The following is a 24,581-nucleotide window of genomic DNA, read 5'->3' as shown; positions in this document are numbered from 1 at the left end:
GGGGGGGGGGTCGCGCGGGGGGGGTGGTTTGCAGGACTAAAAAATGGTTGATTAAGGGCCCCCCGCCGGGGCCAACCCCCCCCCCCCAGGGGATTTGTGGTGTTGCTTAAAGTGGGGCGATGCCTTCTACGATGACGATCTCCGCCCTCGCCCATTCCTCGCGATAACGTTTCGCCTCCTGATACGCCGCCGAGTGGTAGCACGCCAGCGCTTGCTCGTAGCTCTCGAATTCGATCACCACGCTACGCTGAGGAGTAGCTCTGCCCTCCAGCGCTTCGCTGCGTCCGCCCCGGGCCAGAAATTTCGCGCCGAACGCGGCGAAGGCTGCCGGTGCGCGCTGAGTGTATTGGCTGTAGTGCTCGGCATCGTCGACATCCACGTGGGCAATCCAGTACGCCTTCATAGTGACCTCTTTGTTGAATTTGTATTATGGTATACCAATATTATTTGCAACCAACCCTGAGAGTCCAGCATGGCCTTCAACAGCATCGAAGAAATCCTCGAAGATTATCGCCTCGGCAAAATGGTCCTGCTGGTCGATGACGAAGATCGGGAAAACGAAGGCGACCTGCTGCTGGCCGCCGACTGCTGCACACCCGAGGCGATCAGCTTCATGGCGCGTGAGGCGCGCGGGCTGATTTGCCTGACACTGACTGACGAGCACTGCCAGCGCCTGGGCCTTGAGCAAATGGTGCCGAGCAACGGCAGCGTGTTCAGTACCGCGTTTACCGTGTCGATTGAAGCGGCGGTCGGGGTCACCACTGGCATTTCTGCAGCTGACCGCGCACGCACGGTCGCGGCCGCTGTGGCCAAAGACGCCCGCGCCGAAGACTTGGTGCAGCCTGGGCACATCTTCCCGCTGCGCGCCAAGGAAGGCGGCGTGCTGACCCGCGCCGGCCACACCGAAGCCGGCTGCGACCTCGCCCGCCTCGCCGGTTTCACCCCAGCCTCGGTGATCGTCGAGGTGATGAACGATGACGGCACCATGGCCCGCCGCCCGGATCTGGAAGTGTTCGCGCGCAAGCACGGGATCAGGATCGGCACCATCGCCGATCTGATCCACTATCGCCTGAGCACCGAGCACACCATCGAACGCATCGGCGAACGCGAACTGCCGACGGTGCATGGCACTTTTCGTCTGATCACCTTTGAAGACCGCATCGAGGGTGGCGTGCACATGGCGATGGTCATGGGCGATCTGCGCCGCGAAGAGCCGACGCTGGTGCGTGTGCATGTCATTGATCCGCTGCGTGATCTGGTCGGCGCCGAGTACAGCGGGCCAAGCAACTGGACACTGTGGGCGGCGTTGCAACGGGTCGCGGCGGAAGGTCATGGCGTTGTGGTGGTGTTGGCCAATCATGAATCGTCGCAGGCGCTACTCGAGCGCGTGCCGCAATTGACCCAGCCGCCGCGGCAGTTCAGCCGCTCGCAATCACGGATTTATTCGGAGGTGGGCACCGGGGCGCAGATTCTGCAGAACCTGGGGGTGGGCAAGCTGCGGCATCTTGGGCCGCCATTGAAATATGCGGGGCTGACCGGGTATGACCTGGAAGTGGTCGAGAGCATTCCCTTCAGCGAATAATCCACGCCAACCACAATTCCAACTGTAGGAGTGAGCCTGCTCGCGATAGCGGTGGATCAGCCAACATCATCGCAGAACGTCACACCGCTTTCGCGAGCAGGCTCACTCCTACAGGGTTTTGCATTTCAATTTAATTCCCTCGAGCTCACAAAAAGCCCATCCGCCAGATAACCGGTAAGGCAAAGTGCTTGCACAAAGTTTGGAATACCATAATATGATATTCCATAGACCGAGCGACCTGAAAAACCGTCCGGCTACTGCTCCCGACAGGCGGGCAACAACGCAAGCCCGCTCAAAAACACAACAATGAGGGCGTAAAAATGGTGTTGAACAAAGCTGCAACCGCAATCCTTTTTGCGGGACTGCTGAGCGTGACCGGCCAGGCTGCAATGGCCGCCGAAAGCGTGAACTTCGTCAGCTGGGGCGGTAGCACCCAGGATGCGCAGAAACAGGCCTGGGCCGATCCGTTCAGCAAGGCCAGCGGCATCACCGTGGTGCAGGACGGCCCGACCGACTACGGCAAACTCAAGGCCATGGTCGAAAGCGGCAACGTGCAATGGGACGTGGTCGATGTCGAAGCCGACTTTGCCCTGCGCGCCGCCGCTGAAGGCCTGCTCGAACCCCTCGATTTCAAAGTCATCCAGCGCGACAAGATCGACCCGCGTTTCGTCAGCGATTACGGTGTCGGCTCGTTCTTCTTCTCCTTCGTCCTCGGCTACAACGAAGGCAAGCTCGGCGCGGCCAAGCCGCAAGACTGGACCGCGCTGTTCGACACCAAGACCTACCCCGGCAAACGCGCCCTGTACAAATGGCCGAGCCCCGGCGTGCTCGAACTGGCGCTGCTGGCCGACGGCGTAGCGGCTGACAAGCTCTACCCGCTGGATCTGGATCGCGCCTTCAAGAAACTCGACACCATCAAGAAAGACATCGTCTGGTGGGGCGGCGGCGCGCAGTCGCAGCAACTGCTGGCCTCCGGTGAAGCGAGCATGGGCCAGTTCTGGAACGGCCGGATTCACGCCCTGCAAGAAGATGGCGCACCCGTCGGTGTGAGCTGGAAACAGAACCTGGTCATGGCCGACATTCTGGTGATTCCAAAAGGCTCGAAAAACAAGGACGCGGCGATGAAGTTCCTGGCCAACGCCAGCAGTGCCAAAGGCCAGGCCGACTTCTCCAACCTGACCGCCTACGCCCCGGTCAACGTCGACAGCGTGGCGCGCCTGGACTCGGTGCTGGCCCCGAACCTGCCGACGGCCTACGCCAAGGATCAGATCACTCTTGATTTCGCGTACTGGGCCAAGAACGGCCCGGCCATCGCGACACGGTGGAACGAATGGCTGGTCAAATGAAAATGGCGGCCACTGCGCCCCGTCCTGCAACGGTGACCGGGAGCGCCACCGGCGCTGCCGGCTCGACCCACACCTTCAGACAACGCTGGAAAGGTGCCGGCAACCTGGTCCCGGCACTGCTGTTCCTCGGCCTGTTCTTTCTCGCGCCGTTGATTGGCCTGCTGTTGCGCGGCGTGCTCGAACCGACCCCGGGCCTTGGCAACTATGAACAACTGTTCGCCAACTCGGCGTATGCGCGGGTGCTGCTCAACACCTTTTCCGTGGCCGGGCTGGTGACGATTTTCAGCCTGTTGCTGGGCTTTCCGCTGGCTTGGGCGATCACGTTGGTGCCGCGCGGCTGGGGCCGCTGGATCCTCAATATCGTGCTGCTATCGATGTGGACCAGCCTGCTCGCCCGCACCTATTCGTGGCTGGTGTTGCTGCAAGCCTCGGGCGTGATCAACAAGGCGCTGATGGCGCTGGGGATCATCGATCAGCCGCTGGAAATGGTGCACAACCTGACCGGCGTGGTGATCGGCATGAGCTACATCATGATCCCGTTCATCGTCCTGCCGTTGCAGGCGACCATGCAGGCCATCGACCCGATGATTCTCCAAGCCGGCTCGATCTGCGGCGCCAGCCCGTGGACCAACTTCTTCCGGGTGTTCCTGCCGCTGTGCCGGCCAGGTCTGGCGTCCGGCGGGTTGATGGTGTTCGTGATGTCGCTCGGTTACTACGTCACCCCGGCGCTGCTGGGTGGGGCGCAGAACATGATGCTGCCGGAGTTCATCATTCAGCAGGTGCAATCGTTCCTCAACTGGGGCCTGGCCAGTGCCGGCGCCGCGTTGCTGATCGCGATCACGCTGGTGCTGTTCTACTTCTACCTGAAGCTTCAGCCGGAATCCCCGGTTGGCGCCAGCAATGCGAGGTAAGCCGAGATGCTCCTGACTCCCAATGCCATGAGCCGGCGGATGCGTTTCGGGCTCTACGCAACCACCGGTTTGATCGGCCTGTTCCTGCTGTTGCCGATAGTCTTCATCGTCCTGCTGTCGTTCGGCTCATCGCAGTGGCTGGTGTTCCCGCCGCCGGGCTGGACGCTGAAATGGTACGGCCAGTTCTTCTCCAACGCCGACTGGATGAGCGCTGCGGCGGCCAGCCTCAAGGTCGCCGTGTTGACCACAATCTGCGCCGTGGCCCTCGGTCTGCCAACCGCATTTGCTCTGGTGCGCGGGCGTTTTCCCGGACGGGAAATGCTCTACGGCCTGTTCACCCTGCCGATGATCGTGCCGCTGGTGATCATCGCCGTGGCGGTGTACGCGCTGTTTCTCAAGCTCGGTTACACCGGGACCATGTTTGCCTTCGTGGTCAGCCATGTGATCGTCGCGCTGCCGTTCACCATCATCTCGATCATCAACTCGCTTAAGCTGTTCGATCAGTCGATTGAAGACGCGGCGGTGATCTGCGGCGCCTCACGCCTGCAAGCGGTGTTCAAGGTTACGTTCCCGGCGATCCGTCCGGGCATGGTCGCCGGCGCCCTCTTCGCCTTTCTGGTTTCGTGGGACGAAGTGGTGCTCAGCGTGATGATGGCCAGCCCGACCCTGCAAACCCTTCCCGTGAAAATGTGGACCACTTTGCGCCAGGACCTGACCCCGGTGATCGCCGTCGCTTCGACGCTGCTGATCGGCCTGTCGGTATTGGTCATGGTGATCGCCGCCGCGCTGCGCCGGAGCAACGAAATCAGCGCCTGAGCGCCCAGGAGTACGACATGAGTGCCGTGATCAAAGACGCATCCCAGCAGAACGACAAACCCCTGGTCAGCCTGCGCAATCTGAACAAGCACTACGGCGACTTTGCCGCCGTCGACAACATCTCGCTGGACATCAAGGACGGCGAGTTCCTGACCTTCCTCGGCTCCAGCGGCTCGGGCAAAAGCACCACGCTGTCGATGCTCGCCGGGTTCGAAACCCCGAGCAGCGGCGAGATCCTGGTCAACGGTCAGTCGCTGGTCAACGTGCCGCCGCACAAGCGCGACATCGGCATGGTGTTCCAGCGCTATTCGCTGTTCCCGCATCTGTCGGTGCGCGACAACATCGCCTTCCCGCTGGCAATCCGCAAACTCGCCGCCGCCGAACGTGGCAAGCGTGTCGATGCGATGTTGAAACTGGTGCAGCTCGAACAATTCGCCCATCGCCGCCCTTCGCAACTCTCTGGTGGCCAGCAGCAACGCGTCGCCATCGCCCGGGCGCTGGTCTATGAGCCACGCATCCTGCTGATGGACGAACCGCTCGGCGCGCTGGATAAAAAACTGCGTGAAGACTTGCAGGATGAACTGCGCCAGCTGCATCGGCGCCTGGGCATCACCATCGTCTACGTGACCCACGATCAGGAAGAAGCCATGCGCCTGTCGCAGCGCATCGCGATTTTCAGTCACGGCAAGATTGTTGGTTTGGGCAGCGGTTATGACCTGTATCAGAATCCGCCGAATGCGTTTGTCGCGTCGTTCCTCGGCAACTCGAACTTCCTCAAGCTCAAGGCCCAAGGCAATGCGGCGGCGAGCTTTGAGGGGCAGTCGTTGTCGATTCGCCTGACTGCCGGGTTGCACACCGATCAGGACGTATTGTTGATGGTGCGGCCGGAAAAGGCTGTGGCACTGAGCGTGCAGCAGGCGAGCGATGAGCCGCTGGCAGCGGGTTGGAATGAGGTGTCGGCGCAGGTGGTGGAAGTGTTGTTTCTCGGCGAAAGCCAGACCTGCAGCGTGATCACTGCGGGCGGTACTTCGATGACGGTGAAAGCGCTGTCGGCGGCGGGCATGCCGCTCAAGGCTGGCGACCCGGTGCGGGTGCGCTGGGCCACGGCGGATGCCTGCGTCTACACCGAATGGACTGAAAGCGACCTCAACAAAGCGGCCGGTTCTCACTGAGAATCTCGGCAGCACCGCGAATCCCCCCTGTGGGAGCGGGCTTGCTCGCGAAGGCGGCGTGTCAGTCACTGTTTATGTTGAATGACACACCGCATTCGCGAGCAAGCCCGCTCCCACAGGGGTCTGGGGGTGTTCAGGCGATCGGGGTGAAACCTTCCATTGCGTCCGGCCAGGCGGTGAGGATTTCGAAGCCGGTTTCGGTCACCGCGACCATATGCTCCCACTGCGCCGACAGCGAGCCATCCTTGGTCAGCACCGTCCAGCCGTCCGGCATGTTCTTCACATGGCGCTTGCCGGCATTGAGCATCGGTTCAACGGTAAAAATCATCCCCGCCTTGAGCTTCATGCCCTGATTGGGGAAACCGTAATGCAGGATCTGCGGTTCATCGTGATACACCTTGCCAATGCCATGCCCGCAGTACTCGCGCACCACGCTGAAACCTTCGCTCTCCGCCAGGCTCTGGATCGCATGACCGATGTCGCCCAGTGTCGCGCCCGGACGCACCATGCGAATGCCCGCGCACATGGCGTCGTAGGTGGTTTTGATCAGGTGCTGCGCCTCAGGCGTCGCCTCGCCGACCACGTACATGCGGCTGGTGTCGCCGAACCAGCCATCCTTGATTACCGCGATGTCGAGGTTGACGATGTCGCCATCCTTCAGCGGCGTGCCCGACGGGATGCCGTGGCACACCACGTCGTTGACCGAGGCGCAGACGGTTTTCGGGAAGCCGTGATAACCGACGTTGGCCGGAATGGCTTTCTGCACGTTGACGATGTAGTCGTTGCACAGGCGATCCAGCTCATCGGTCGTCACCCCAGCATTGACGTGCGGCACCAGCATCGCCAGCACTTCGGCGGCGAGTTTGCCCACCGCGCGCGACTTCGCGATTTCCGCAGGGGTGTTTATCTTGATCTGATTTCTCATGCGCTGACGGCTTCCTGAGTCAGTTGATGCAGATCCAGCCCGCCGTTCTGTTCGGCGCGGATCAGCAAGCGGCAAATGGCGCTGTGGTCGAGGTTGGGGTGCAGCTCGGCGAGCATGCCGATGCGCATCCAGTGCTCGGCCTGCGCGTTGATCGAGCGGCTGAGCGCGGTGCTGGAGATACGCAGGTTCTCGTGCATGTCTTCTGAAATCTTTACGATGCCCATATCCGAATCCGATACGAAGTGTATATGGATCGTATATTAGCCAGACGACGCCCACGATTGCAAACCTTGCGTAGGGATTGCCAAATCGCGGGCAAAAAAAAGCTGCCCAAAGAGGCAGCAAAAACTTTAAGAACACGCGATGTATTGGGGTCAGGATAGTCGCCGGATAATGACAGTGTCATGACAGCCAACAATTCACTGAACCGCCCCTGCCCCGTCATCAGGATGTCATCAAGCGCACCGCAGAATCCTCGCAAACCGTCTTGAGCCTTCGACGGATGTTTCGCAGGGATTCCCATGAAAGAAGACGCCTCGCTGTTTGCCGCCATCGACCTGGGCTCGAATGCGTTTCGCCTGATGATCGGCCAGTCGGTTCGCAGTCGAAAAGGCTTCATGATTCAGGAGGTCAAAACCCTGCGTGAACCGGTGCGGCTGGCCGAGGGCTTCGACGGCGGTGCACTGGACGAAATGGCACTGGATCGTGGCTGGCAGGCGCTGGCGCGGTTCGGCAAGAAACTGCGCGGCTTCGAGGCCGGCAAGGTGCGGGCCGTGGCGACCAGCGCGGTGCGCGAGGCCGACAATGCGCAGTTGTTTCTGCACAGTGCCGAACGCCATCTCGGGTTTCGCATCGACGTCATCTCCGGCCATGAAGAGGCGCAACTGGTGTATGCCGGCGTCGCTCATACCCTGCCGGGGGCGGAGGACATGCGGCTGGTGGTAGACATTGGCGGTGGTTCCACCGAGCTGATTCTCGGCCAGGGGTCGCAACCGCTGCTCACCGAAAGCATCGCCATTGGCAGCGGTAGCCTGGGCGCACGCTATTTCCCCGACGGGCGCATTGCTCCCGGCGCACTGCAAGAAGCCGAACGCGTGGCGATCCTGCAATTCGAAAAAGTCGCCCGCCGCTATCGCGCGCAGGGCTGGCAGCAGACTATTGGCTCGTCGGGCACGGCGCGGATGCTGGCGAAGGTGCTCAAGGCTAATCGCTTGAACGATTTCGGTCAGGACGGCATTACCTATGGCGGGTTGTTGCGTTTGTCGCTGTTGCTGCTGAAGGTGAAGAACGTTCAACAACTGAAGCTCGCCGGTCTGCAACCGCATCGCCAGAGCATCCTCCCGGGAGGGCTGGTGCTGATGCTGGCGGCGTTCAAGGTGTTTGGCATTTCGCAGATGGTGCCGTCGGAACCGGGTTTGCGCCTTGGTGTGTTGCACGGTTTGATGAGCCGGCACTGACCGATCACTTAACCCATTGTGGGAGCGGGCTTGCTCGCGAAGGCGGAGTGTCAGTCGAAAATTATTTAGCTGACACTCCGCTTTCGCGAGCAAGCCCGCTCCCACAGGGTTTGGTGGTTTTCCTCTCAGGCCAGTTCTTTGCGGAGCTGGCGGGCGGCGGTGACCATGTGTACCAACGCCGCTTCTGTCTCCGGCCAGCCACGGGTTTTCAGACCGCAATCCGGGTTGACCCACAACCGCTCGGCCGGAACTCGCTGAGCCGCCTTGCGCAGCAGGTTGGCCATTTCCGAAGCATCCGGCACCCGCGGCGAATGGATGTCGTAGACGCCCGGCCCGATCTCGTTCGGGTAGTCGAATGCTTCAAAGGCATCGAGCAATTCCATGTCCGAACGCGAGGTTTCGATGGTGATCACGTCGGCATCCATCGCCGCGATGGACTCGATCACATCATTGAATTCGCTGTAGCACATGTGCGTGTGGATCTGCGTTTCGTCGCGTACACCGGAGGCACACAGGCGGAACGCTTCGGTTGCCCAGTCCAGATAGTGCTGCCATTGCGCGCGCCGCAGCGGCAGACCTTCGCGGAATGCGGCTTCGTCGATCTGCACGATCCTGATCCCGGCGGCTTCCAGGTCCACCACTTCGTCACGGAGCGCCAGCGCCAGTTGCCGCGCCTGCACTTCACGGGACACGTCTTCGCGCGGGAACGACCACATCAGCATGGTCACAGGTCCCGTCAGCATGCCTTTCATGACCTTGTCGGTCAGGCCCTGAGCGTAGCGAATCCAGTCCACGGTCATGGCTTGCGGGCGGCTCAGATCACCGAAGATCACCGCCGGTTTCACGCAACGCGAACCATAGCTCTGCACCCAGCCGAAACGGGTGAATACGTAGCCGTCGAGTTGCTCGGCGAAGTACTCGACCATGTCGTTGCGTTCAGCTTCTCCGTGCACCAGTACGTCGAGGCCCAACTGTTCCTGGATTTGCACGGCGTGGCGGATCTCGCTGTACATGGCTTCGGTGTATTCGGCTTCGCTCAACTTGCCTTGCTTGAACGACTGACGCGCCAGACGGATCGATGCGGTTTGCGGGAACGAACCGATTGTGGTGGTCGGGAACAGCGGCAGATCGAGGCCGGCGCGCTGCTTGGCGATGCGCTGGGTAAACGGCGATTGGCGCTGGCTGTCCTGCGCAGTAATGGCCGCCACACGGGCCTGCACTGCCGGTTTGTGAATACGAGGCGAGGCGGCGCGGCTGGTCTGTACCGAGCGGCTTTGGGCCAAGGCGCGGAGCACTTTCGGCGCCTCCGGCTCGTTGACCGCCTGCGCCAGCACGGCGACTTCTTCGCACTTCTGCACGGCAAACGCCAGCCAGCTTTTCAGCTCGGCATCGAGCTGGTCTTCGCGGTTCAGATCCACTGGGCTGTGCAGCAGCGAGCAGGACGGCGCGACCCACAGTCGATCACCCAGACGTTCATGCGCATGCTGCAACGTCGCCAGCGCATTTTCCAGATCACAGCGCCAGACGTTGCGGCCGTTGACCACACCCAGCGACAACACTTTGTAGGCCGGCAGGCGATCAAGGATGGTCGGATACTGTTCCGCTGCACGCACCAGATCGATGTGCAGGCCATCGACCGGCAGATTGGCAGCCAGCCCGAGGTTTTCTTCCAGACCGCCAAAATAGGTAGCGACCAGTTTCTTCAGCGGATCACGCTGGATCTGGTTGTACGCACGCTCGAAAGCGTTCTTCCATTCCTGCGGCAAGTCGAGCACCAGAATCGGCTCGTCTATCTGCACCCATTCCACACCAAGGGCGGCGAGGCGCGCAAAGATCTGTCCGTACAGCGGCAGCAGGCGATCGAGCAGTTCCAGCTTGTCGAACTCGGCACCTTTGGCCTTGCCCAGCCACAGATAAGTCAGTGGGCCGATGATCACCGGTTTGACGTTATGCCCCAGTGCGCGGGCTTCTTCGACTTCTTCGAACAACTGTTCCCAACCGAGCTGGAACTGTTGATCAACGCTGAATTCCGGGACCAGATAGTGGTAGTTGGTGTCGAACCACTTGGTCATTTCCTGCGCATGGGCACCGCCGCAGCAACTGTCACTGACGCCACGGGCCATGCTGAACAGGGTCTGCAGCGTGGCTTTGCCGTCGTGCGGTCGGAAGCGCTCGGGAATCACGCCGAACATCAGCGAGTGGGTCAGCACCTGGTCGTACCAGGCGAAATCGCCCACTGGCAGCAGCTCGATGCCGGCGTTCTTCTGCAGGTCCCAGTGGGCCTTGCGTAATTCACGACCCACTTCACGCAGGCCGGCCTCGTTCAGTTCTCCTTTCCAGAACGCCTCTTGCGCTTTTTTCAGTTCGCGGTCGCGACCGATGCGCGGAAATCCGAGGGAATGGGCCAGTGCCATGACAAACAACTCCAATGTCTTGTTGATGGCGGCCATTGTCAGGATCAGCCTCTAGTGAGACAAACTCATTTTAATCTTGATGATCACAAGTTTCCCTCATGATCAGTTGTCGGCCGTATGCCCGCTGAAAACACGATTCGCCCTGCAGGATATTCCTACGCAGATCAAGCTTTGAGGGACGCTTGCGACGCCCTTTCAATACTTGATGGCGCCTTGATGTAAACCCTCTGAAACCGCGCCGTTACAGGCTTCGATTCTGTTCTATGGTTAGATCGAAATGGCTGGCGCAGCGGCTGACTAAAGGTTGCGACAGATCATGTCTGCGCCTATGTTGCACGCGAGCTTTTCCCCGCGAATGGAACGCGATCAACACCACTACAAGAGGTGAAGAAATGTCAAAGGATTCACGCCCTGCCGTACTTGGGCTGATCGGCAATACGCCGCTGGTACAGGTTACCCGCTTCGATACCGGCCTCTGCACACTGTTTCTCAAACTGGAATCACAAAACCCCGGCGGCTCGATCAAGGATCGCATCGGTCTGGCGATGATTGATGCCGCTGAACGCGACGGGCGCCTGCAACCGGGTGGCACCATCGTCGAGGCCACCGCCGGCAACACCGGTCTGGGTCTGGCGCTGGTTGGCCGGGCCAAAGGCTACCGCGTGGTGCTGGTAGTCCCGGACAAGATGTCCACCGAGAAAGTCCTGCACTTGAAAGCCATGGGTGCCGAGGTGCACATCACCCGCTCCGATGTCGGCAAGGGCCATCCCGAGTATTACCAGGACGTGGCCGCACGCCTGGCCAAAGACATTCCCGGCGCGTTTTTCGCCGACCAGTTCAACAACCCCGCCAACCCGCTGGCCCACGAATGCAGCACCGCGCCGGAGATCTGGGCACAGACCGAACATGATCTGGATGCGATCGTGGTTGGCGTCGGTTCCGCCGGCACCCTGACCGGGCTGAGCCGCTTCTTCAAACGGGTACAACCGGATCTGGAAATGGTCCTCGCCGACCCGGTCGGTTCGGTGATGGCTCAGTACAGCCGCGACGGCACCATGCCGACGCCCGGGTCGTGGGCGGTGGAAGGCATCGGCGAAGATTTCATTCCATCGATCACCGACCTCACCAGCGTGCGCCACGCTTACTCGATCAGCGATGAAGAAAGCTTCGATCACGCCCGCCAGTTGCTCAAGGCCGAAGGCATTCTCGGTGGCTCGTCGACCGGCACCTTGCTCGCCGCCGCGCTGCGTTATTGCCGCGAACAGACAGAGCCGAAACGCGTGGTCAGTTTTGTCTGCGACACCGGCACACGCTATCTGTCGAAGGTCTACAACGACCAGTGGATGACCGATCAAGGCCTGTTGCAGCGCAAACGCTATGGCGACCTGCGTGATCTGATCGCCCGCCGTTTCGAAGACGGCCGCGTGATCAGCGTCGGTCCCGATGACACCCTGCTGACCGCGTTCCAGCGCATGCGTCTGGCGGATGTTTCGCAGCTGCCGGTGCTGGTGGAAGGCAAACAACTGGTCGGGGTGATCGACGAGTCGGACATCCTGCTGCCCGTGCACGAAGACGCTGCGCGCTTCAGTCAATCGGTGTCCAGCGTGATGACCGACAAACTGCAAACCCTCGCCCCCGGTGCCAACCTCGCCGAGCTGGAAGCGGTGCTCAGTCGCGGCCTCGTCGCGATCATCGCCGATGCTTCGGGCTTCCACGGCCTGATTACCCGCACCGACATGCTCAACCAATTACGGAGATCCCTCGCATGAGTCAGCACGACGATAAATCCCAAGGCTTCGCGACCCGGGTGATCCATGCCGGGCAAACGCCTGACCCGACCACCGGCGCGCTGATGCCGCCGATCTACGCCAACTCGACGTACCTGCAAGACAGCCCTGGCGTGCACAAGGGCTTCGACTACGGGCGCTCGCACAACCCGACGCGTTTTGCCCTGGAGCGTTGCGTGGCGGATCTGGAAGGTGGCACCCGCGCGTTCGCGTTCGCTTCCGGGCTGGCGACCATTTCCACCGTGCTCGAACTGATCGATGCCGGTTCGCACGTGATCTCTGGCAATGACCTGTACGGCGGCACATTCCGCCTGTTCGACAAGGTGCGCCAGCGCAGTGCCGGGCATCGTTTCAGCTATGTCGATCTGACTGACTTGGCGGCGTTCGAAGCGGCGCTGCAGGACGACACCCGCCTGGTGATTGTCGAGTCGCCGACCAACCCGCTGCTGAGCCTGTCGGATCTGGCCGCGATTGCGCGCATCTGCCGCGCACGCGGGATCATCAGCGTTGCCGACAACACCTTCGCCAGCCCGTACATTCAGCGCCCGCTGGAGCTGGGTTTCGACATCGTGCTGCACTCGACCACCAAGTACCTGAACGGTCACTCCGACGTGATCGGTGGTATCGCGGTGGTTGGGCAGAATGCCGAGCTCGCGGACAAACTCGGCTTCCTGCAAAACGCGGTCGGCGCGATTTCCGGGCCGTTCGATGCGTTCCTGACCTTGCGCGGGGTGAAGACCCTGGCGCTGCGCATGGAGCGTCATTGCAGCAACGCGCTGGAACTGGCCAAGTGGCTGGAGCAGCAACCGCAGGTCAAACGTGTCTACTACCCGGGCCTGCCGTCGCACCCGCAGCATGAGTTGGCCAAACGGCAGATGCATGGTTTTGGCGGGATGATCTCGGTGGATCTGAACAGTGATCTGGAGGGCGCACGGCGCTTTCTGGAAAACGTGAAGATCTTTGCCTTGGCCGAGAGCCTGGGCGGTGTTGAAAGCCTGATCGAGCATCCGGCGATCATGACCCACGCGACCATTCCAGCTGAAACCCGCGCGAAACTGGGCATCGGCGATGGTCTGGTGCGTCTGTCGGTGGGGGTCGAAGATCTCGAAGACCTGCGCGCCGATCTGGCGTACGCGCTGACCAAAATCTGACCCTGCAACAACGACAAAGCCCGCAGTAATGCGGGCTTTGGTGTTCGAGTAGGCGGCCAGTGCTGGTCTCTGGCTTACAAGGTTTATCGGGCCTCTCACAGTACAAAAGCAACCATGGAAAAAGAGCGGTGCTTTGCTGCCTCACACGGCATAAGGGCTGGATCTCAGCGCGGAGATCTTTCTAACCGTGTACCCTTCGGAACGCGCCCCACGTCCCCTTGCTATCCGCTTGCGCATCAGTCTGCGTCTTCGCCTACACCTTTGAGGCTAGCAAAATCCATCGAATGATGGTCAGGTGTTTTTAGACTGATTTCCTTCAAGCGCCCCTGTGCAAGGAAGTTAACCGACTATCGCTTGCATGTTGTCGCACCTGCGCCTGCATTTTGCCGATCTATACTTTTCAGTTCGCTAACGCGGTTTCATGCAAAAACGTCGACACCCGTGCGCCCATCGAGCGCGCCCGTGCCAATTGCCAACCTGGTCAACCCCGGGCCAACGAATGCTGTGTGGCTGATGGGTCGTGGAGAAAATCATGAAACACACGCTTTTGTCAGGCGCCATTCTTGCGGTCGCGGCGACCGTGATGTTGCCAACGGTTTGGGCTGCGCAGCCGCAGGCGGTGGCCTCTGATGGTTCGGATCATGTCAGCGCTGGCGCAGTGGCGTCCGATGGTTCCGACCATGTCGGGGCTGGTGCAGTCGCCTCGGACGGTTCCGATCATGTCGGCGCTGGCGCAGTCGCCTCGGACGGTTCGGATCATGTCGGGGCTGGCGCAGTCGCCTCGGATGGTTCGGATCATGTCGGCGCTGGTGCAGTCGCCTCGGACGGTTCGGATCATGTCGGCGCTGGCGCAGTCGCCTCGGACGGTTCCGATCATGTCGGCGCTGGTGCTGTCGCCTCGGATGGTTCGGATCATGTCGGGGCTGGTGCAGTCGCCTCGGACGGTTCCGATCATGTCGGCGCTGGTGCAGTCGCCTCGGACGGTTCCGATCATGTCGGCGCTGGTGCAGTCGCCTCGGATGGTTCCGATCACGTCGGGGCTGGCGCAGTAGCCTCCGATGGCTCCGATCACGTCGGCGCAGGCACACTGGCTTCCGACGGCACCGACAAGGTCGGCGCCAATCGTTATGCCTACTCACGCGTTGGCGTCGGTTCTGATCGCGTCGCTTCGGCGCTGATGACCGGCAGCTATTCCGACCAGTTCAACTCCCCTCAGTAATCGGCGCGAGGCGACCCATTGGGTCGCCTCTCCCTCCGCCGCACTAGCACATTTGTGCTAATCGACCGCCCCGCCACCCGGCGTTATATTCCCTCGCAACCCCCGATGCTCCCCAACATTGCCGCTGTGCAGTGCGCGGGATCGTCGTGCCTGGAAATCAGAACAACACCAAGGAAGAAACACCATGAAACTGCATTCCAACTTGTGCAAAGTGGCCATCGTCAGCGCTCTGCTGCTTGGTGCCAGCGGCTGCCAGACCGCCAAACCTACAGAAGCCAGCATGAAAGAACGGGCCCAGACGGTCATCGGTAAACCGGTGTCGAAAATCGACAACATCCGCAGCGACAGCACCCTCACCTACTACACCGCCTACACCCCCGCCGGCGAGTACAACTGCGAGTTGCCCAGCGGCGCGATTATCGCGGTGGCGAGCATGGGCATCATGACCCCGCCGCTGTCGTGCCTGCCCAAAGGCGCCTCGCCGATTCCGTTCCAGTAAACCTTCATCCCCGGTAAAGGACTACGTTCCATCATAAAAATCCTGATCGCAACTCTCACTCTCACCGCCCTCGCTCTGACAGGCTGCGCCACGCCCAAACAATGGGAGGCCACCGGTGGCAGCAAGAACGACGGCGTGGTCCAGGTCTCCTACGAATTGGGTCAGTTCGAAAGCGGCCAGACCAACGCCGCGCAAGGCCTGACTGTGGCGATGGAGCGCTGCAAGACCTGGGGTTACAAGAACGCCGAGGTGACCGGTTCCGAGAAGAACATCTGCCGCACCATGGGCCAGTTCAACTGCCTGCAAACCACCATCACTCAGGACTACCTCTGCAAGCGTTGAGTCAAACCTGCTCGGCCGGCTCGGTTTGCCGGTCGCGCAGGCTGCGCAAGGTCGCGCGCAGCTCGGCCGGGCGTACCGGTTTGGACAGGATGGCAATTTGGCGGTCGTGCAAGGCCGCCTGTATTTTCTCGATGTCATGCCCGGTGATGATCATCGCCGGCACCGCAAAACCACGCTGGCGCCGCACCTCGTCAATGCACTCGATGCCCGTGGAATGTGGACCCAGATCGTAATCGGCGACGATGATGTCGCAATCGGTGACCAGCCCCTGCCCGCTCAATTCGCCTTGCACCACGCAGCCCCAGCGCTCGAGCAGCGCCGAGGTCGCCAGCAAGACGTTGCGATCATCCTCCACCAGACACACCTTCAGCCCGGTCAACAGGCCGGCCTGCCGCACATCGTCACGCATGACCGGCAACTGCGGCGCCACGGCCACCGGCAAGCCATACAGGGAGACCGCCGTGCCACGCCCAAGCTGCGAGCGCAAGGCCACATCGACGCCGATCAACTGCCCCAGACGCTTGACGATCGACAGTCCGAGGCCGACGCCTTCCACGTCCTTGTCGCGCACCTGACGCACTCGATAAAACTCCTCGAAGACCTTCGGCAGATGCTCCTCGGCAATGCCGTTGCCGCGGTCATAAATCACGATGGCCAGCCCGTTGCCACGCTTGCGCACGCCGATCAGTACCGGGCGTTGCGCGCCGTATTTGAAGCAATTGGAAAGCACGTTCTGCACCATGGTCGCGAGCAACGCCGGATCGCTCTCTACCCAGTGCTGGCACGGACGCAGGCGCAATTCCACACCGGCCCAGCGCGCCGCCTCGGCGTTCTGGCGGATCAGGTCGGCCAGCCACTCGCCGAGATTGAACACCTGCAGCCTCGGCAGAATGCGCCCGTTGTCGAGGGTGTAGAGGTCAAGAATCGAACGGAACAACTGCGAGACGTTGAGCAACGAACGGTCGATGTTGTCGACCAGTTGCCGCTCCTGCTCGCCCAGCCGCGACTCACGCAGGCACGCCGTGAACAGCCCGATGGAGTGAATCGGCTGGCGCAGATCATGGCTGGCCTGGGCGAGAAACCGCGACTTTTCCAGATTGGCCGCGACCGCCTCTTCGGAGGCCTTGCGCGTGCGCTCCAGCAGCAAGTGTGCGTAGAACGGAATCACCGTGCTGGTGAGCATCAACATCAGCACCATGTACGGCTGCGCCTGCCACACCGGCGTCAACCGATAGACCGCCAGCAACGCCAGCAGCGCCAACCCCGTGGCAATCGCCAGATAGCGCGAGCCATAGCGCATGCCGTTGCCCAGGTTGACCCAGATGATCACCGCGTACAGTGGCAACGCCGCTTCACCGCCGAGCACCAGGCCGAAACAGGTGCCGGTGTAATCGTGGATCATCGCGAATATTCGTCGCGCCGGGTAATGCCCCGGCCAGCGCGCGATGGCCTGGCGCAGGACAATCGACGCCAGCAGAAACAGCGCGATGTAGATCACCACCGGCAGATAGACATCGAAGCGCTGACCCGGCAATACACCGAGCACGCAGATGTAAACCATGGCAATGCTGGCGATGATGATCCGCAGATTGGCCTGATCCAGCTCGGTGTTTTTCTCGAACTTCATGGGCAACGTCCTTGTGCGACAGTCGTCAGATTCAGCAGCGGCCGACAGGCAATCTGCGTACGCGGTGCTAAGGTGCATGCCGTAAACCACGCTGATCCAGGGAGGGTCACGTCATGACATGCCGCATCATCATAGCCGACGATCACCCGTTGTTTCGCGAAGCCATGCGGCGCACCGTGCAGCGCCTGTTGCCCGAGGCGACTATCGAGGAGGCCGGCGACCTCGACGCCGTGCTGGCCTTGCTGCCCGACGGCAGCGAGCCGGACATACTGATTCTCGACCTGCGCTTCCCCGGCCTGACCTGCATCAGCCAACTCGCCGAACTGCGCCGAAAACTGCCGCGCACCACGCTGATCGTGGTGTCGATGGTCGACGACGAGGCATTGATCGGCGAAGTGATGGCGGCCGGCATCGACGGTTTCATCGGCAAGAACATTGTCCCGGATGAGATCGGTCAGGCCATTCTGGCGATCCGCGAAGGCGAAGTGCTGGTCAGGTTCGCGCCTTCCGGGCTGCTGCCGCTGGAGACCGGCACCGCCCTCACCCCGCGTCAGCAGGATGTGTTACGGCTGATCGCCCAAGGCAAGACCAACAAGGAAATCGCCCGGGAACTGGATATCTCGCCGTTCACCGTGCGCATCCATGTGTCGTCGCTGTTGCGCACGCTCAATGTGCCGTCGCGGGCAGCCGCTGCGGTGAAGTATTCGGGAGGCAGCGGCACAATTTAAATGAACCCTGCGCGCTTGGACTCACCTAACTGAAAGACCATCAGGAGGTAGCCCATGCAAATTGAACCCGTCTGGATCGTACTCGCCGTCGTTCTTGTGATCATCGAATTGTGGGCGATCAACCGCGTGCGCAAGAGCGCAGGCAAAGGCAGCAACAAAGGCGTGTGGATTATCGCCATCGTGTTCGTGCCGTTGTTTGGCCTGATTGCCTGGGCACTGGCCGGCCCGAAACACGTGACGCAGGACTGAAGGATTCTTGCGCTGTAATGCCCTGCGCGGTCAACTGTGGGAGCGAGCCTGCTCGCGATGGCTGACCGCCGGGCATCACTGCATTATGGATCAACCTGCGCCATCAGCTCCGGCACCGATTCCGGCCGCTTGGCATAGCGCTGCGCCAACACCGCGCAGACCATCAGTTGAATCTGATGGAACAGCATCAGCGGCAGAATCAACACGCCGATGGTGCTGCCGGCAAACAACACCTGCGCCATCGGCACGCCGGTGGCCAGACTCTTCTTCGAACCGCAGAACAAAATGGTGATGCGGTCTTCCTGGCTGAAACCGAACGCCTTGCCCAGCAAGGTCGACGCCAACAGCACCAGCCCCAGCAGGATGCAGCAGACCACCACCAGCCCCAGCAGATCCACTACCGGAATCTGATGCCAGATACCTTCGTTGACCGCCTCGCTGAACGCGCCGTACACCACCAGCAGAATCGAACCCTGATCGACAAACTTCAGCCAGTTCTTGTTGCGCCCGACCCACGCGCCGATCCAGCGCCGAGCGATCTGCCCGGCAATGAACGGCAGCAGCAGTTGCACGCTGATTTTCAGGATCGCATCCAGGGTCGAGCCACCGTCGCCGTGCACGTTCAGCAGCAGCGTCACCAGTAATGGCGTGAGGAAGATCCCGAACAGGCTCGACGCCGCTGCACTGCAGATCGCCGCCGGGATATTGCCTCGGGCCAGCGAGGTGAAGGCAATTGCCGACTGCACGGTGGCCGGCAACGCGCAGAGATACAGCATGCCCATGTACAGCTTGTCGCCAATCAGTGGTGACAGCAGCGGTTTCAGCGCCAGGCCGAGGATCGGGAACAGCACAAAGGTCAGGCCGAACACCAACAGGTGCAGGCGCCAGTGGCCGGCACCGGCGATGATCGATTCACGCGACAGTTTCGCGCCGTGGAGGAAAAACAGCAGCGCGATGGCGATATTGGTCAGCCAGCCGAACCCGACCGCGACCTGACCGCTGGCTGGCAGAAAACTGGCCAGCAGCACGACGCCGATCAGGGTCAGGGTGAAGTTGTCGGGCAGGAATTTTGGGCGAGTCATGGGCTTGTTCATCCGGGGGTTGCCAGTACGTGACTGCGACTCTAACGTGAGCAGAAATTACCGACTAACGCCGAAGAGCAAACAGATGCCGCCTAAAGGACATGAAAAAAGCTTCAGGCGCAGCATTCCCGGGCTGCCCAGCCTGCCCCGTGCGCTGTACGGGCGCACCGAATCGCTGCCCAATCGCGCACTGACTCGGCGTCACAGCCACCCGTGGGTGCAATTGTCGTACGCGATTCAGGGCGTGCTCGAAGTGCAGACCAGCGCCGGGCGTTTCGTCGCGCCACCCGAGCGCGCGGTGTGGATTCCAGCGGGCGTCCCGCACCGAGTGTTCAGCTCGCCGCACACCGAAATGCGCAGCCTGTACATCGATTGCAGCGTGGCCGGCTGGGCGCTTGAACGTTGTCATGTGCTGGGCGTCAGCGACCTGCTGCGCGAACTGATCCGCGCGTTCAGTCTGGTCCCGGTGGAATATGACGAGGGTGGCGCACATGGTCGATTGGCCCAGGTGATCCTCGATCAACTGGCCGAGGCGCCGCAGATCGACCTGATGCTGCCACTGCCCCAGGACAGCCGTCTGCGGCAGATCTATCAAAGCCTGGAGCAACATCCGGAACAGCAGACCACCCTGAACCATTGGAGCGAAAAATTCGGCGTCACCGAGAAAACCCTCAGCCGTCTGTTTTTGCGCGACACCGGCCTGACCTTCCGCGCCTGGCGTCAGCGCTTGCGTCTGCTGGGCGCGCTGACCCCGCTGGAACGCGGCGAACGCGTCACCGACGTGGCTCTGGCCTGCGGTTATGACTCGACCTCGGCGTTCATCGCAGCCTTCCGCCAACAGTTTGGCGAGACACCGGGGGAATTTTTTCGCTGAGTTTTGTCGATATTTATCGAATTAGCACATGCCATTCGGCAAAGTTCAGGGTAGAGTTTCGCCCATCGGTAATTCTTCACACGTTTCGACGATAACCATAATGACCCACCCCTTTAGCGAACCTGTCGGCGGTAACAGCATGATCGAAGTCACTGAAGTCTCCATTGCTCAATTACGCGCGGCGCTCGAAGCCGGCCAGACCACCGCGGTTGAACTGGTGCAGGCCTATCTGGCCCGGATCGACGCCTACGACGGCCCGAACACCGCCACCGCACTGAACGCCGTGGTCGTACGCAATCCCGAAGCACTGGCAGAGGCCCAGGCGTCCGATGCACGCCGGGCCAAGGGCGAAACCCTCGGCCCGCTGGATGGCATCCCTTACACCGCCAAGGACAGCTATCTGGTCAAGGGTCTGACCGCGGCTTCCGGCAGCCCGGCCTTCGCCGATCTGGTGGCGCATCGCGACGCCTTCACCATCGAACGCTTGCGCGGCGCCGGAGCGATCTGCCTGGGCAAGACCAACATGCCGCCGATGGCCAATGGCGGCATGCAGCGTGGCGTCTATGGCCGGGCCGAAAGCCCGTATAACGCTGCTTATCTGACTGCGCCGTTTGCTTCCGGCTCGTCCAACGGTGCCGGCACCGCGACCGCGGCGAGCTTCTCGGCGTTCGGCCTGGCGGAAGAAACCTGGTCGAGCGGTCGCGGTCCGGCGTCGAACAATGGTTTGTGCGCCTATACGCCGTCGCGCGGGGTGATCTCGGTGCGCGGCAACTGGCCGCTGACGCCGACCATGGACGTGGTGGTGCCATACGCCCGCACCATGGCCGATCTGCTTGAAGTGCTCGACGTGGTGGTTGCTGAAGACCCCGACACCCGTGGCGATCTGTGGCGCCTGCAGCCGTGGGTACCGATCCCGAGCGTCGATTCGGTGCGCCCGGCTTCCTACGCCGAGCTGGCGGTAAAGTCCGATGCACTGGCCGGTAAACGCCTCGGTGTACCGAAGATGTACATCAACGCCGACCCCGAAGCCGGCACCAGCGAAGCCCCAGGCATCGGCGGCCCGACCGGGCAGCGCATCAACACTCGTGCGTCAGTGATCGACCTGTGGAAACAGGCCCGCGCTGCTCTGGAAGCGGCCGGCGCCGAAGTCATCGAAGTGGATTTCCCGCTGGTTTCCAACTGCGAAGGCGACCGCCCCGGCGCGCCGACCGTGTTCAATCGCGGCATCGTTTCCAAGGAATTCCTCCACCACGAACTGTGGGATCTGTCGGCCTGGGCCTTCGACGATTTCCTGCGCGCCAACGGCGATCCGAAGCTCAATCGCCTGGCCGATGTCGACGGGCCGAAAATCTTCCCGCACGACCCGGGTACCCTGCCCAACCGTGAAGGCGATCTGGCCGCCGGCATGGACGAATACGTGCGCATGGCCGAGCGCGGGATCACTCCGTGGGATCAGATCCCGACGCTGCCCGATGGCCTGCGCGGTCTGGAAAAGACCCGCAAGCTCGACCTCGAAGACTGGATGGACACACTGAAACTCGACGCTGTGCTGTTCCCGACCAACGCCGACGTTGGCCCGGCAGATGCCGATATCAATCCGGAATCGGCGGACACCGCCTGGAGCAATGGCATCTGGGTCGCCAACGGCAATCTGGCGATCCGGCATCTCGGTGTGCCGACTGTCACTGTGCCGATGGGGATCATGGCCGACATCGGCATGCCGGTTGGTCTGACTTTCGCCGGTCGTGCTTACGATGACTCGAATCTGTTGCGTCTGGCCTCGGCGTTTGAGGCTACCGGATCGAAGCGTCAGGTGCCGCCGCGCACTCCGGCGCTGACTGCCGCCAAGTAAGCGAACACGGACGGGATTGAGGCCGCAAAAGGTCTCAATTCCCGTCGCCGCTATTCCCCCTCCCTGATCGCGACACTTCGCTTTTCCCGAACTGTTGCTCAGAAATAAGCGATTTTTCTTGCAACCAAAATCGCCGCTAGCATGGCCCTGCCTGACCCTAATTCAATAAAAGCCAGGGAGCCAGCCATGCCAACCACCAACATCAATATCGGCGAACCATGGATGTGGGGCGCGTTTATCGTCTTCGTCCTCGCCATGCTTGCACTGGATTTGTTCGTCTTCGGCGGACGCAAGGCACACCGCGTTTCAGTGCGGGAAGCGTCCTGTTGGGTGATCGCCTGGTGCGCACTGGCCTTGGCCTTCGCCGGGTTGCTCTGGTGGTACTTGAACGGCGAGTTCGGCGCCGAAATTGCCCAGCGCAAGACGCTGGAATTCCTCACCGGTTATTTGATCGAGCAGTCACTGTCGATCGACAACATGTTCGTCTTCGTGATGATCTTCAGCTATTTCGCCGTGCCACCGGAATTGCAGCGCCGGGTGCTGCTGTACGGCGTACTCGGGGCGATCGTGATGCGCGCGGCGATGATCTTCGCCGGGGTGTGGCTGGTGTCGCAGTTCGAGTGGCTGCTGTATGCCTTCGGGGTGTTCCTGATCATCACCGGGATCAAGATGCTGATGTTCGCCGAGCAGCAACCGGACCTCGACAAAAACCCGCTGCTGCGCTGGGTGCGCGGGCACATGCGGATCACCCAGGGCTTTCACGGCGAGCGCTTTTTCGTGCTGCAGAACGGCGTGCGCTGGGCCACGCCGATGTTCCTCGTGCTGGTGCTGATCGAGGCCAGCGACCTGATGTTTGCAGTCGATAGCATCCCGGCGATCTTCGCGGTCACCACCGATCCGTTCATTGTGTTCACCTCGAACATCTTCGCGATCATGGGCCTGCGGGCGTTGTACTTCCTGCTGGCAGACATGGCAGACCGCTTTCATTTGCTCAAGTACGGACTGGCAGTTGTGCTGGTGTTCATCGGCGGCAAGATGACGCTGATGCCTTGGTTTCACATGCCGGTGGAATGGTCACTGGCGGTGGTCGGCGGGGTGATTCTGGGGTCGGTGGTGTTGAGTCTGATCGTCACTCGCAAGGAAAACCTCCAACGCACCGAATGACACAACATCTGCAGGAGTGAGCGTGCTCGCGATGGCGGCGTGAGATTCAATGGAAATGTCGGCTGAGCGGACGCCTTCGCGGACAAGCCCGCTCCCACAGTGGATTGGCAGTGAATGAAAGATCTGCGACTCGCCGAGATCCAGGGTGGGAGTGGGCTTGCTCACGAAGGGGCCGGTGCATCCAGCATCAATGTCGGCTGACACGACGCATCGCGAGCAGGCTCACTCCTACAGGTGACCGCGGCGTTACTTGTCGGACTTGATGCTGGTCCACACTCGCGTGCGTACGCGTTCGAGTTTTTGCGGCAGTGGCTGGACCACGTAGAGGGTTTTCAGGGCCTCAGGCGTTGGCGTCAGGTTCGGGTTGCCGGTGATGTCCTTGTTCACCAGCGGCATCGAGTCCTTGTTCACGTTCGGGTAGCCGAGGAAATCACTGATCGGCGCAATGACTTTCGGATCGAGCAAGGTGTTGAGGAATTCATGCGCCTCTTCGACGTTCTTCGCGCTCTTCGGAATGGCGAAAGTATCAAACCAGATCGGCGCGCCTTCCTTCGGCAAACGCCAATCGACCACCACACCGTTACCCGCCTCTTTCGCGCGGTTGCCGAACTGATAGAAGCTGCCGGAGTATCCGATGGCCACGCAGATGTCGCCATTGGCGATGTCGGTCATGTATTTGGCCGAGTTGAAGTAGGTCACGTACGGACGAATCTTCAGCATCAGATCCTTGGCCTTTTCATAGTCGGCCGGGTTCTGGCTGTTCGGATCGAGACCGAGGTAATGCAGGGCCAGCGGCAGAATTTCCGACGGCGAATCGAGCATCGCCACGCCGCAGGATTTGAGCTTCTCCATGTTCTCCGGCTTGAACACCAGATCCCAGCTGTCGACCGGCGCGTTGTCGCCGAGGGCAGCCTTGACCTTGGCCGGGTTGAAACCGATCAGCACCGTGCCGTACATGTAGGGCACGCCGTACTGGTTGCCAGGGTCATTGGCGTCGAGCAGTTTGAGCAGCGCCGGATCCTGATGACTCCAGTTCGGCAGTTTCGACTTGTCGAGTTTCTGGAACACGCCGGCCTTGATCTGGGTGTCGATGAACTGGTTCGACGGCACCACCAGGTCGTAACCGGAGTTGCCGGTGAGCAACTTGGCCTCCAGCGATTCGTTGGTGTCGAAGGTGTCCCAGGTCACTTTGATGCCGGTCTTCGCGGCGAAATCCTTGGGCACCGACGGCAAAATGTAATCCGCCCAGTTGTACACCCGCAGTTCGCGCTGTTCGGCGTGCACCGCGCTGGCCAGCAGCGTCAGCCCACACACGGTGGCACCCAGAATGCGTTTCATCGTGACCATGTTTGTTTCCCCGGATTGCGACGTGAGATCGATGGTT

General features: G+C 61.2%; 23 protein-coding genes and 1 pseudogene. 17 read left to right on the top strand and 7 right to left on the bottom strand.

The window, feature by feature from the left end; all coding sequences use genetic code 11:
- Positions 1–106 precede the first annotated feature (106 nt).
- Positions 107–403, bottom strand: coding sequence for a DUF1330 domain-containing protein (locus LVD08_RS19855; RefSeq protein WP_096797223.1), 297 nt, complete (start codon positions 401–403; stop codon positions 107–109).
- 69 nt (positions 404–472) lie between these two features.
- Between LVD08_RS19855 and ribBA the strand changes: the two genes are divergently transcribed.
- The 6 genes and pseudogenes from ribBA to LVD08_RS19825 all read left to right on the top strand — a co-directional run.
- Positions 473–1,582 carry a bifunctional 3,4-dihydroxy-2-butanone-4-phosphate synthase/GTP cyclohydrolase II gene (gene ribBA / locus LVD08_RS19850; protein WP_041062555.1) on the top strand — a complete coding sequence of 370 codons (1,110 nt, stop codon included), beginning with the start codon at positions 473–475 and terminating at the stop codon, positions 1,580–1,582.
- 320 nt (positions 1,583–1,902) lie between these two features.
- Positions 1,903–2,928 (top strand): ABC transporter substrate-binding protein, encoded by a 1,026-nt coding sequence (locus tag LVD08_RS19845; protein ID WP_150368771.1) that lies wholly within the window; start codon positions 1,903–1,905, stop codon positions 2,926–2,928.
- Positions 2,925–3,839 (top strand): ABC transporter permease, encoded by a 915-nt coding sequence (locus tag LVD08_RS19840; RefSeq protein ID WP_027613068.1) that lies wholly within the window; start codon positions 2,925–2,927, stop codon positions 3,837–3,839. Before LVD08_RS19845 ends, LVD08_RS19840 begins: the two co-directional genes overlap by 4 nt.
- Positions 3,840–3,845: 6 nt before the next feature.
- Complete coding sequence (locus tag LVD08_RS19835; RefSeq protein ID WP_247268997.1) at positions 3,846–4,655, top strand: ABC transporter permease; 810 nt, start codon at positions 3,846–3,848, stop codon at positions 4,653–4,655.
- A gap of 17 nt (positions 4,656–4,672) precedes the next feature.
- Positions 4,673–5,827 (top strand): ABC transporter ATP-binding protein, encoded by a 1,155-nt coding sequence (locus LVD08_RS19830; protein WP_247268996.1) that lies wholly within the window; start codon positions 4,673–4,675, stop codon positions 5,825–5,827.
- A pseudogene (locus tag LVD08_RS19825) lies at positions 5,824–5,955 on the top strand (metal ABC transporter ATP-binding protein); the annotation flags it as partial. The gene LVD08_RS19830 and the pseudogene LVD08_RS19825, both read left to right, overlap by 4 nt.
- A gap of 5 nt (positions 5,956–5,960) precedes the next feature.
- Here the strand turns inward: LVD08_RS19825 and map are convergent.
- On the bottom strand, positions 5,961–6,752 hold the full coding sequence (gene map, locus LVD08_RS19820) for a type I methionyl aminopeptidase (protein WP_247268995.1): 792 nt from the start codon (positions 6,750–6,752) through the stop codon (positions 5,961–5,963).
- Positions 6,749–6,976 carry a ParD-like family protein gene (locus LVD08_RS19815; protein ID WP_025111624.1) on the bottom strand — a complete coding sequence of 76 codons (228 nt, stop codon included), beginning with the start codon at positions 6,974–6,976 and terminating at the stop codon, positions 6,749–6,751. Before LVD08_RS19815 ends, map begins: the two co-directional genes overlap by 4 nt.
- A gap of 297 nt (positions 6,977–7,273) precedes the next feature.
- Between LVD08_RS19815 and LVD08_RS19810 the strand changes: the two genes are divergently transcribed.
- Positions 7,274–8,209: a Ppx/GppA family phosphatase gene (locus LVD08_RS19810; RefSeq protein ID WP_247268994.1), complete on the top strand. Its 936-nt coding sequence runs from the start codon at positions 7,274–7,276 to the stop codon at positions 8,207–8,209.
- A 125-nt stretch (positions 8,210–8,334) separates the two neighbouring features.
- Here LVD08_RS19810 and metE read toward each other — a convergent pair whose 3' ends face one another.
- Positions 8,335–10,623, bottom strand: coding sequence for a 5-methyltetrahydropteroyltriglutamate--homocysteine S-methyltransferase (gene metE, locus LVD08_RS19805; protein WP_247269028.1), 2,289 nt, complete (start codon positions 10,621–10,623; stop codon positions 8,335–8,337).
- A gap of 392 nt (positions 10,624–11,015) precedes the next feature.
- On the opposite strand from metE, the gene LVD08_RS19800 reads away from it, so the two are divergent.
- The 5 genes from LVD08_RS19800 to yecR all read left to right on the top strand — a co-directional run bounded on the left by LVD08_RS19800 (position 11,016) and on the right by yecR (position 15,621).
- Entirely contained in the window at positions 11,016–12,392 is a 1,377-nt protein-coding gene (locus LVD08_RS19800) for a pyridoxal-phosphate dependent enzyme (protein ID WP_007965728.1), read from the top strand.
- The gene (locus tag LVD08_RS19795) at positions 12,389–13,561 is read left to right on the top strand and encodes a cystathionine gamma-synthase (protein WP_041062583.1); all 1,173 of its coding nucleotides are present in this window, start codon (positions 12,389–12,391) and stop codon (positions 13,559–13,561) included. Before LVD08_RS19800 ends, LVD08_RS19795 begins: the two co-directional genes overlap by 4 nt.
- Before the next feature lie 532 nt (positions 13,562–14,093).
- Complete coding sequence (locus tag LVD08_RS19790) at positions 14,094–14,780, top strand: phage infection protein (RefSeq protein WP_247268993.1); 687 nt, start codon at positions 14,094–14,096, stop codon at positions 14,778–14,780.
- Positions 14,781–14,964: 184 nt separating this feature from the next.
- Positions 14,965–15,279 (top strand): hypothetical protein, encoded by a 315-nt coding sequence (locus LVD08_RS19785; protein WP_027613061.1) that lies wholly within the window; start codon positions 14,965–14,967, stop codon positions 15,277–15,279.
- A 33-nt stretch (positions 15,280–15,312) separates the two neighbouring features.
- The gene (gene yecR, locus LVD08_RS19780; RefSeq protein WP_027613060.1) at positions 15,313–15,621 is read left to right on the top strand and encodes a YecR family lipoprotein; all 309 of its coding nucleotides are present in this window, start codon (positions 15,313–15,315) and stop codon (positions 15,619–15,621) included.
- Position 15,622: 1 nt separating this feature from the next.
- On the opposite strand, the gene LVD08_RS19775 is transcribed toward yecR, so the two are convergent.
- Positions 15,623–17,248, bottom strand: a complete 1,626-nt coding sequence (locus LVD08_RS19775; protein WP_247268991.1) for an ATP-binding response regulator — start codon at positions 17,246–17,248, stop codon at positions 15,623–15,625.
- Between the two features lie 113 nt (positions 17,249–17,361).
- Here LVD08_RS19775 and LVD08_RS19770 point away from each other — a divergent pair, with 113 nt between their 5' ends.
- Complete coding sequence (locus LVD08_RS19770) at positions 17,362–17,976, top strand: LuxR C-terminal-related transcriptional regulator (RefSeq protein ID WP_247268990.1); 615 nt, start codon at positions 17,362–17,364, stop codon at positions 17,974–17,976.
- A gap of 54 nt (positions 17,977–18,030) precedes the next feature.
- Positions 18,031–18,225: a PLDc N-terminal domain-containing protein gene (locus tag LVD08_RS19765; RefSeq protein ID WP_007965735.1), complete on the top strand. Its 195-nt coding sequence runs from the start codon at positions 18,031–18,033 to the stop codon at positions 18,223–18,225.
- Between the two features lie 83 nt (positions 18,226–18,308).
- Here LVD08_RS19765 and LVD08_RS19760 read toward each other — a convergent pair whose 3' ends face one another.
- The gene (locus LVD08_RS19760) at positions 18,309–19,307 is read right to left on the bottom strand and encodes a bile acid:sodium symporter family protein (RefSeq protein ID WP_247268989.1); all 999 of its coding nucleotides are present in this window, start codon (positions 19,305–19,307) and stop codon (positions 18,309–18,311) included.
- Positions 19,308–19,392: 85 nt separating this feature from the next.
- Between LVD08_RS19760 and LVD08_RS19755 the strand changes: the two genes are divergently transcribed.
- From LVD08_RS19755 to LVD08_RS19745, 3 genes are all read left to right on the top strand, one after another.
- Complete coding sequence (locus tag LVD08_RS19755) at positions 19,393–20,181, top strand: AraC family transcriptional regulator (protein ID WP_247268988.1); 789 nt, start codon at positions 19,393–19,395, stop codon at positions 20,179–20,181.
- A 139-nt stretch (positions 20,182–20,320) separates the two neighbouring features.
- Positions 20,321–22,033: an amidase gene (locus LVD08_RS19750; RefSeq protein WP_247269027.1), complete on the top strand. Its 1,713-nt coding sequence runs from the start codon at positions 20,321–20,323 to the stop codon at positions 22,031–22,033.
- Between the two features lie 186 nt (positions 22,034–22,219).
- On the top strand, positions 22,220–23,197 hold the full coding sequence (locus LVD08_RS19745; RefSeq protein ID WP_247268987.1) for a TerC family protein: 978 nt from the start codon (positions 22,220–22,222) through the stop codon (positions 23,195–23,197).
- Positions 23,198–23,443: 246 nt separating this feature from the next.
- On the opposite strand, the gene LVD08_RS19740 is transcribed toward LVD08_RS19745, so the two are convergent.
- Positions 23,444–24,544: a polyamine ABC transporter substrate-binding protein gene (locus LVD08_RS19740; RefSeq protein WP_047598364.1), complete on the bottom strand. Its 1,101-nt coding sequence runs from the start codon at positions 24,542–24,544 to the stop codon at positions 23,444–23,446.
- Positions 24,545–24,581: the final 37 nt, after the last annotated feature.

It is taken from the genome of Pseudomonas sp. YL2 (assembly GCF_023063025.1).
In the GTDB taxonomy this organism is placed as follows: Bacteria; Pseudomonadota; Gammaproteobacteria; order Pseudomonadales; family Pseudomonadaceae; genus Aquipseudomonas; species Aquipseudomonas putida_A.
This window is presented reverse-complemented; position numbering and strand designations above follow the sequence as displayed.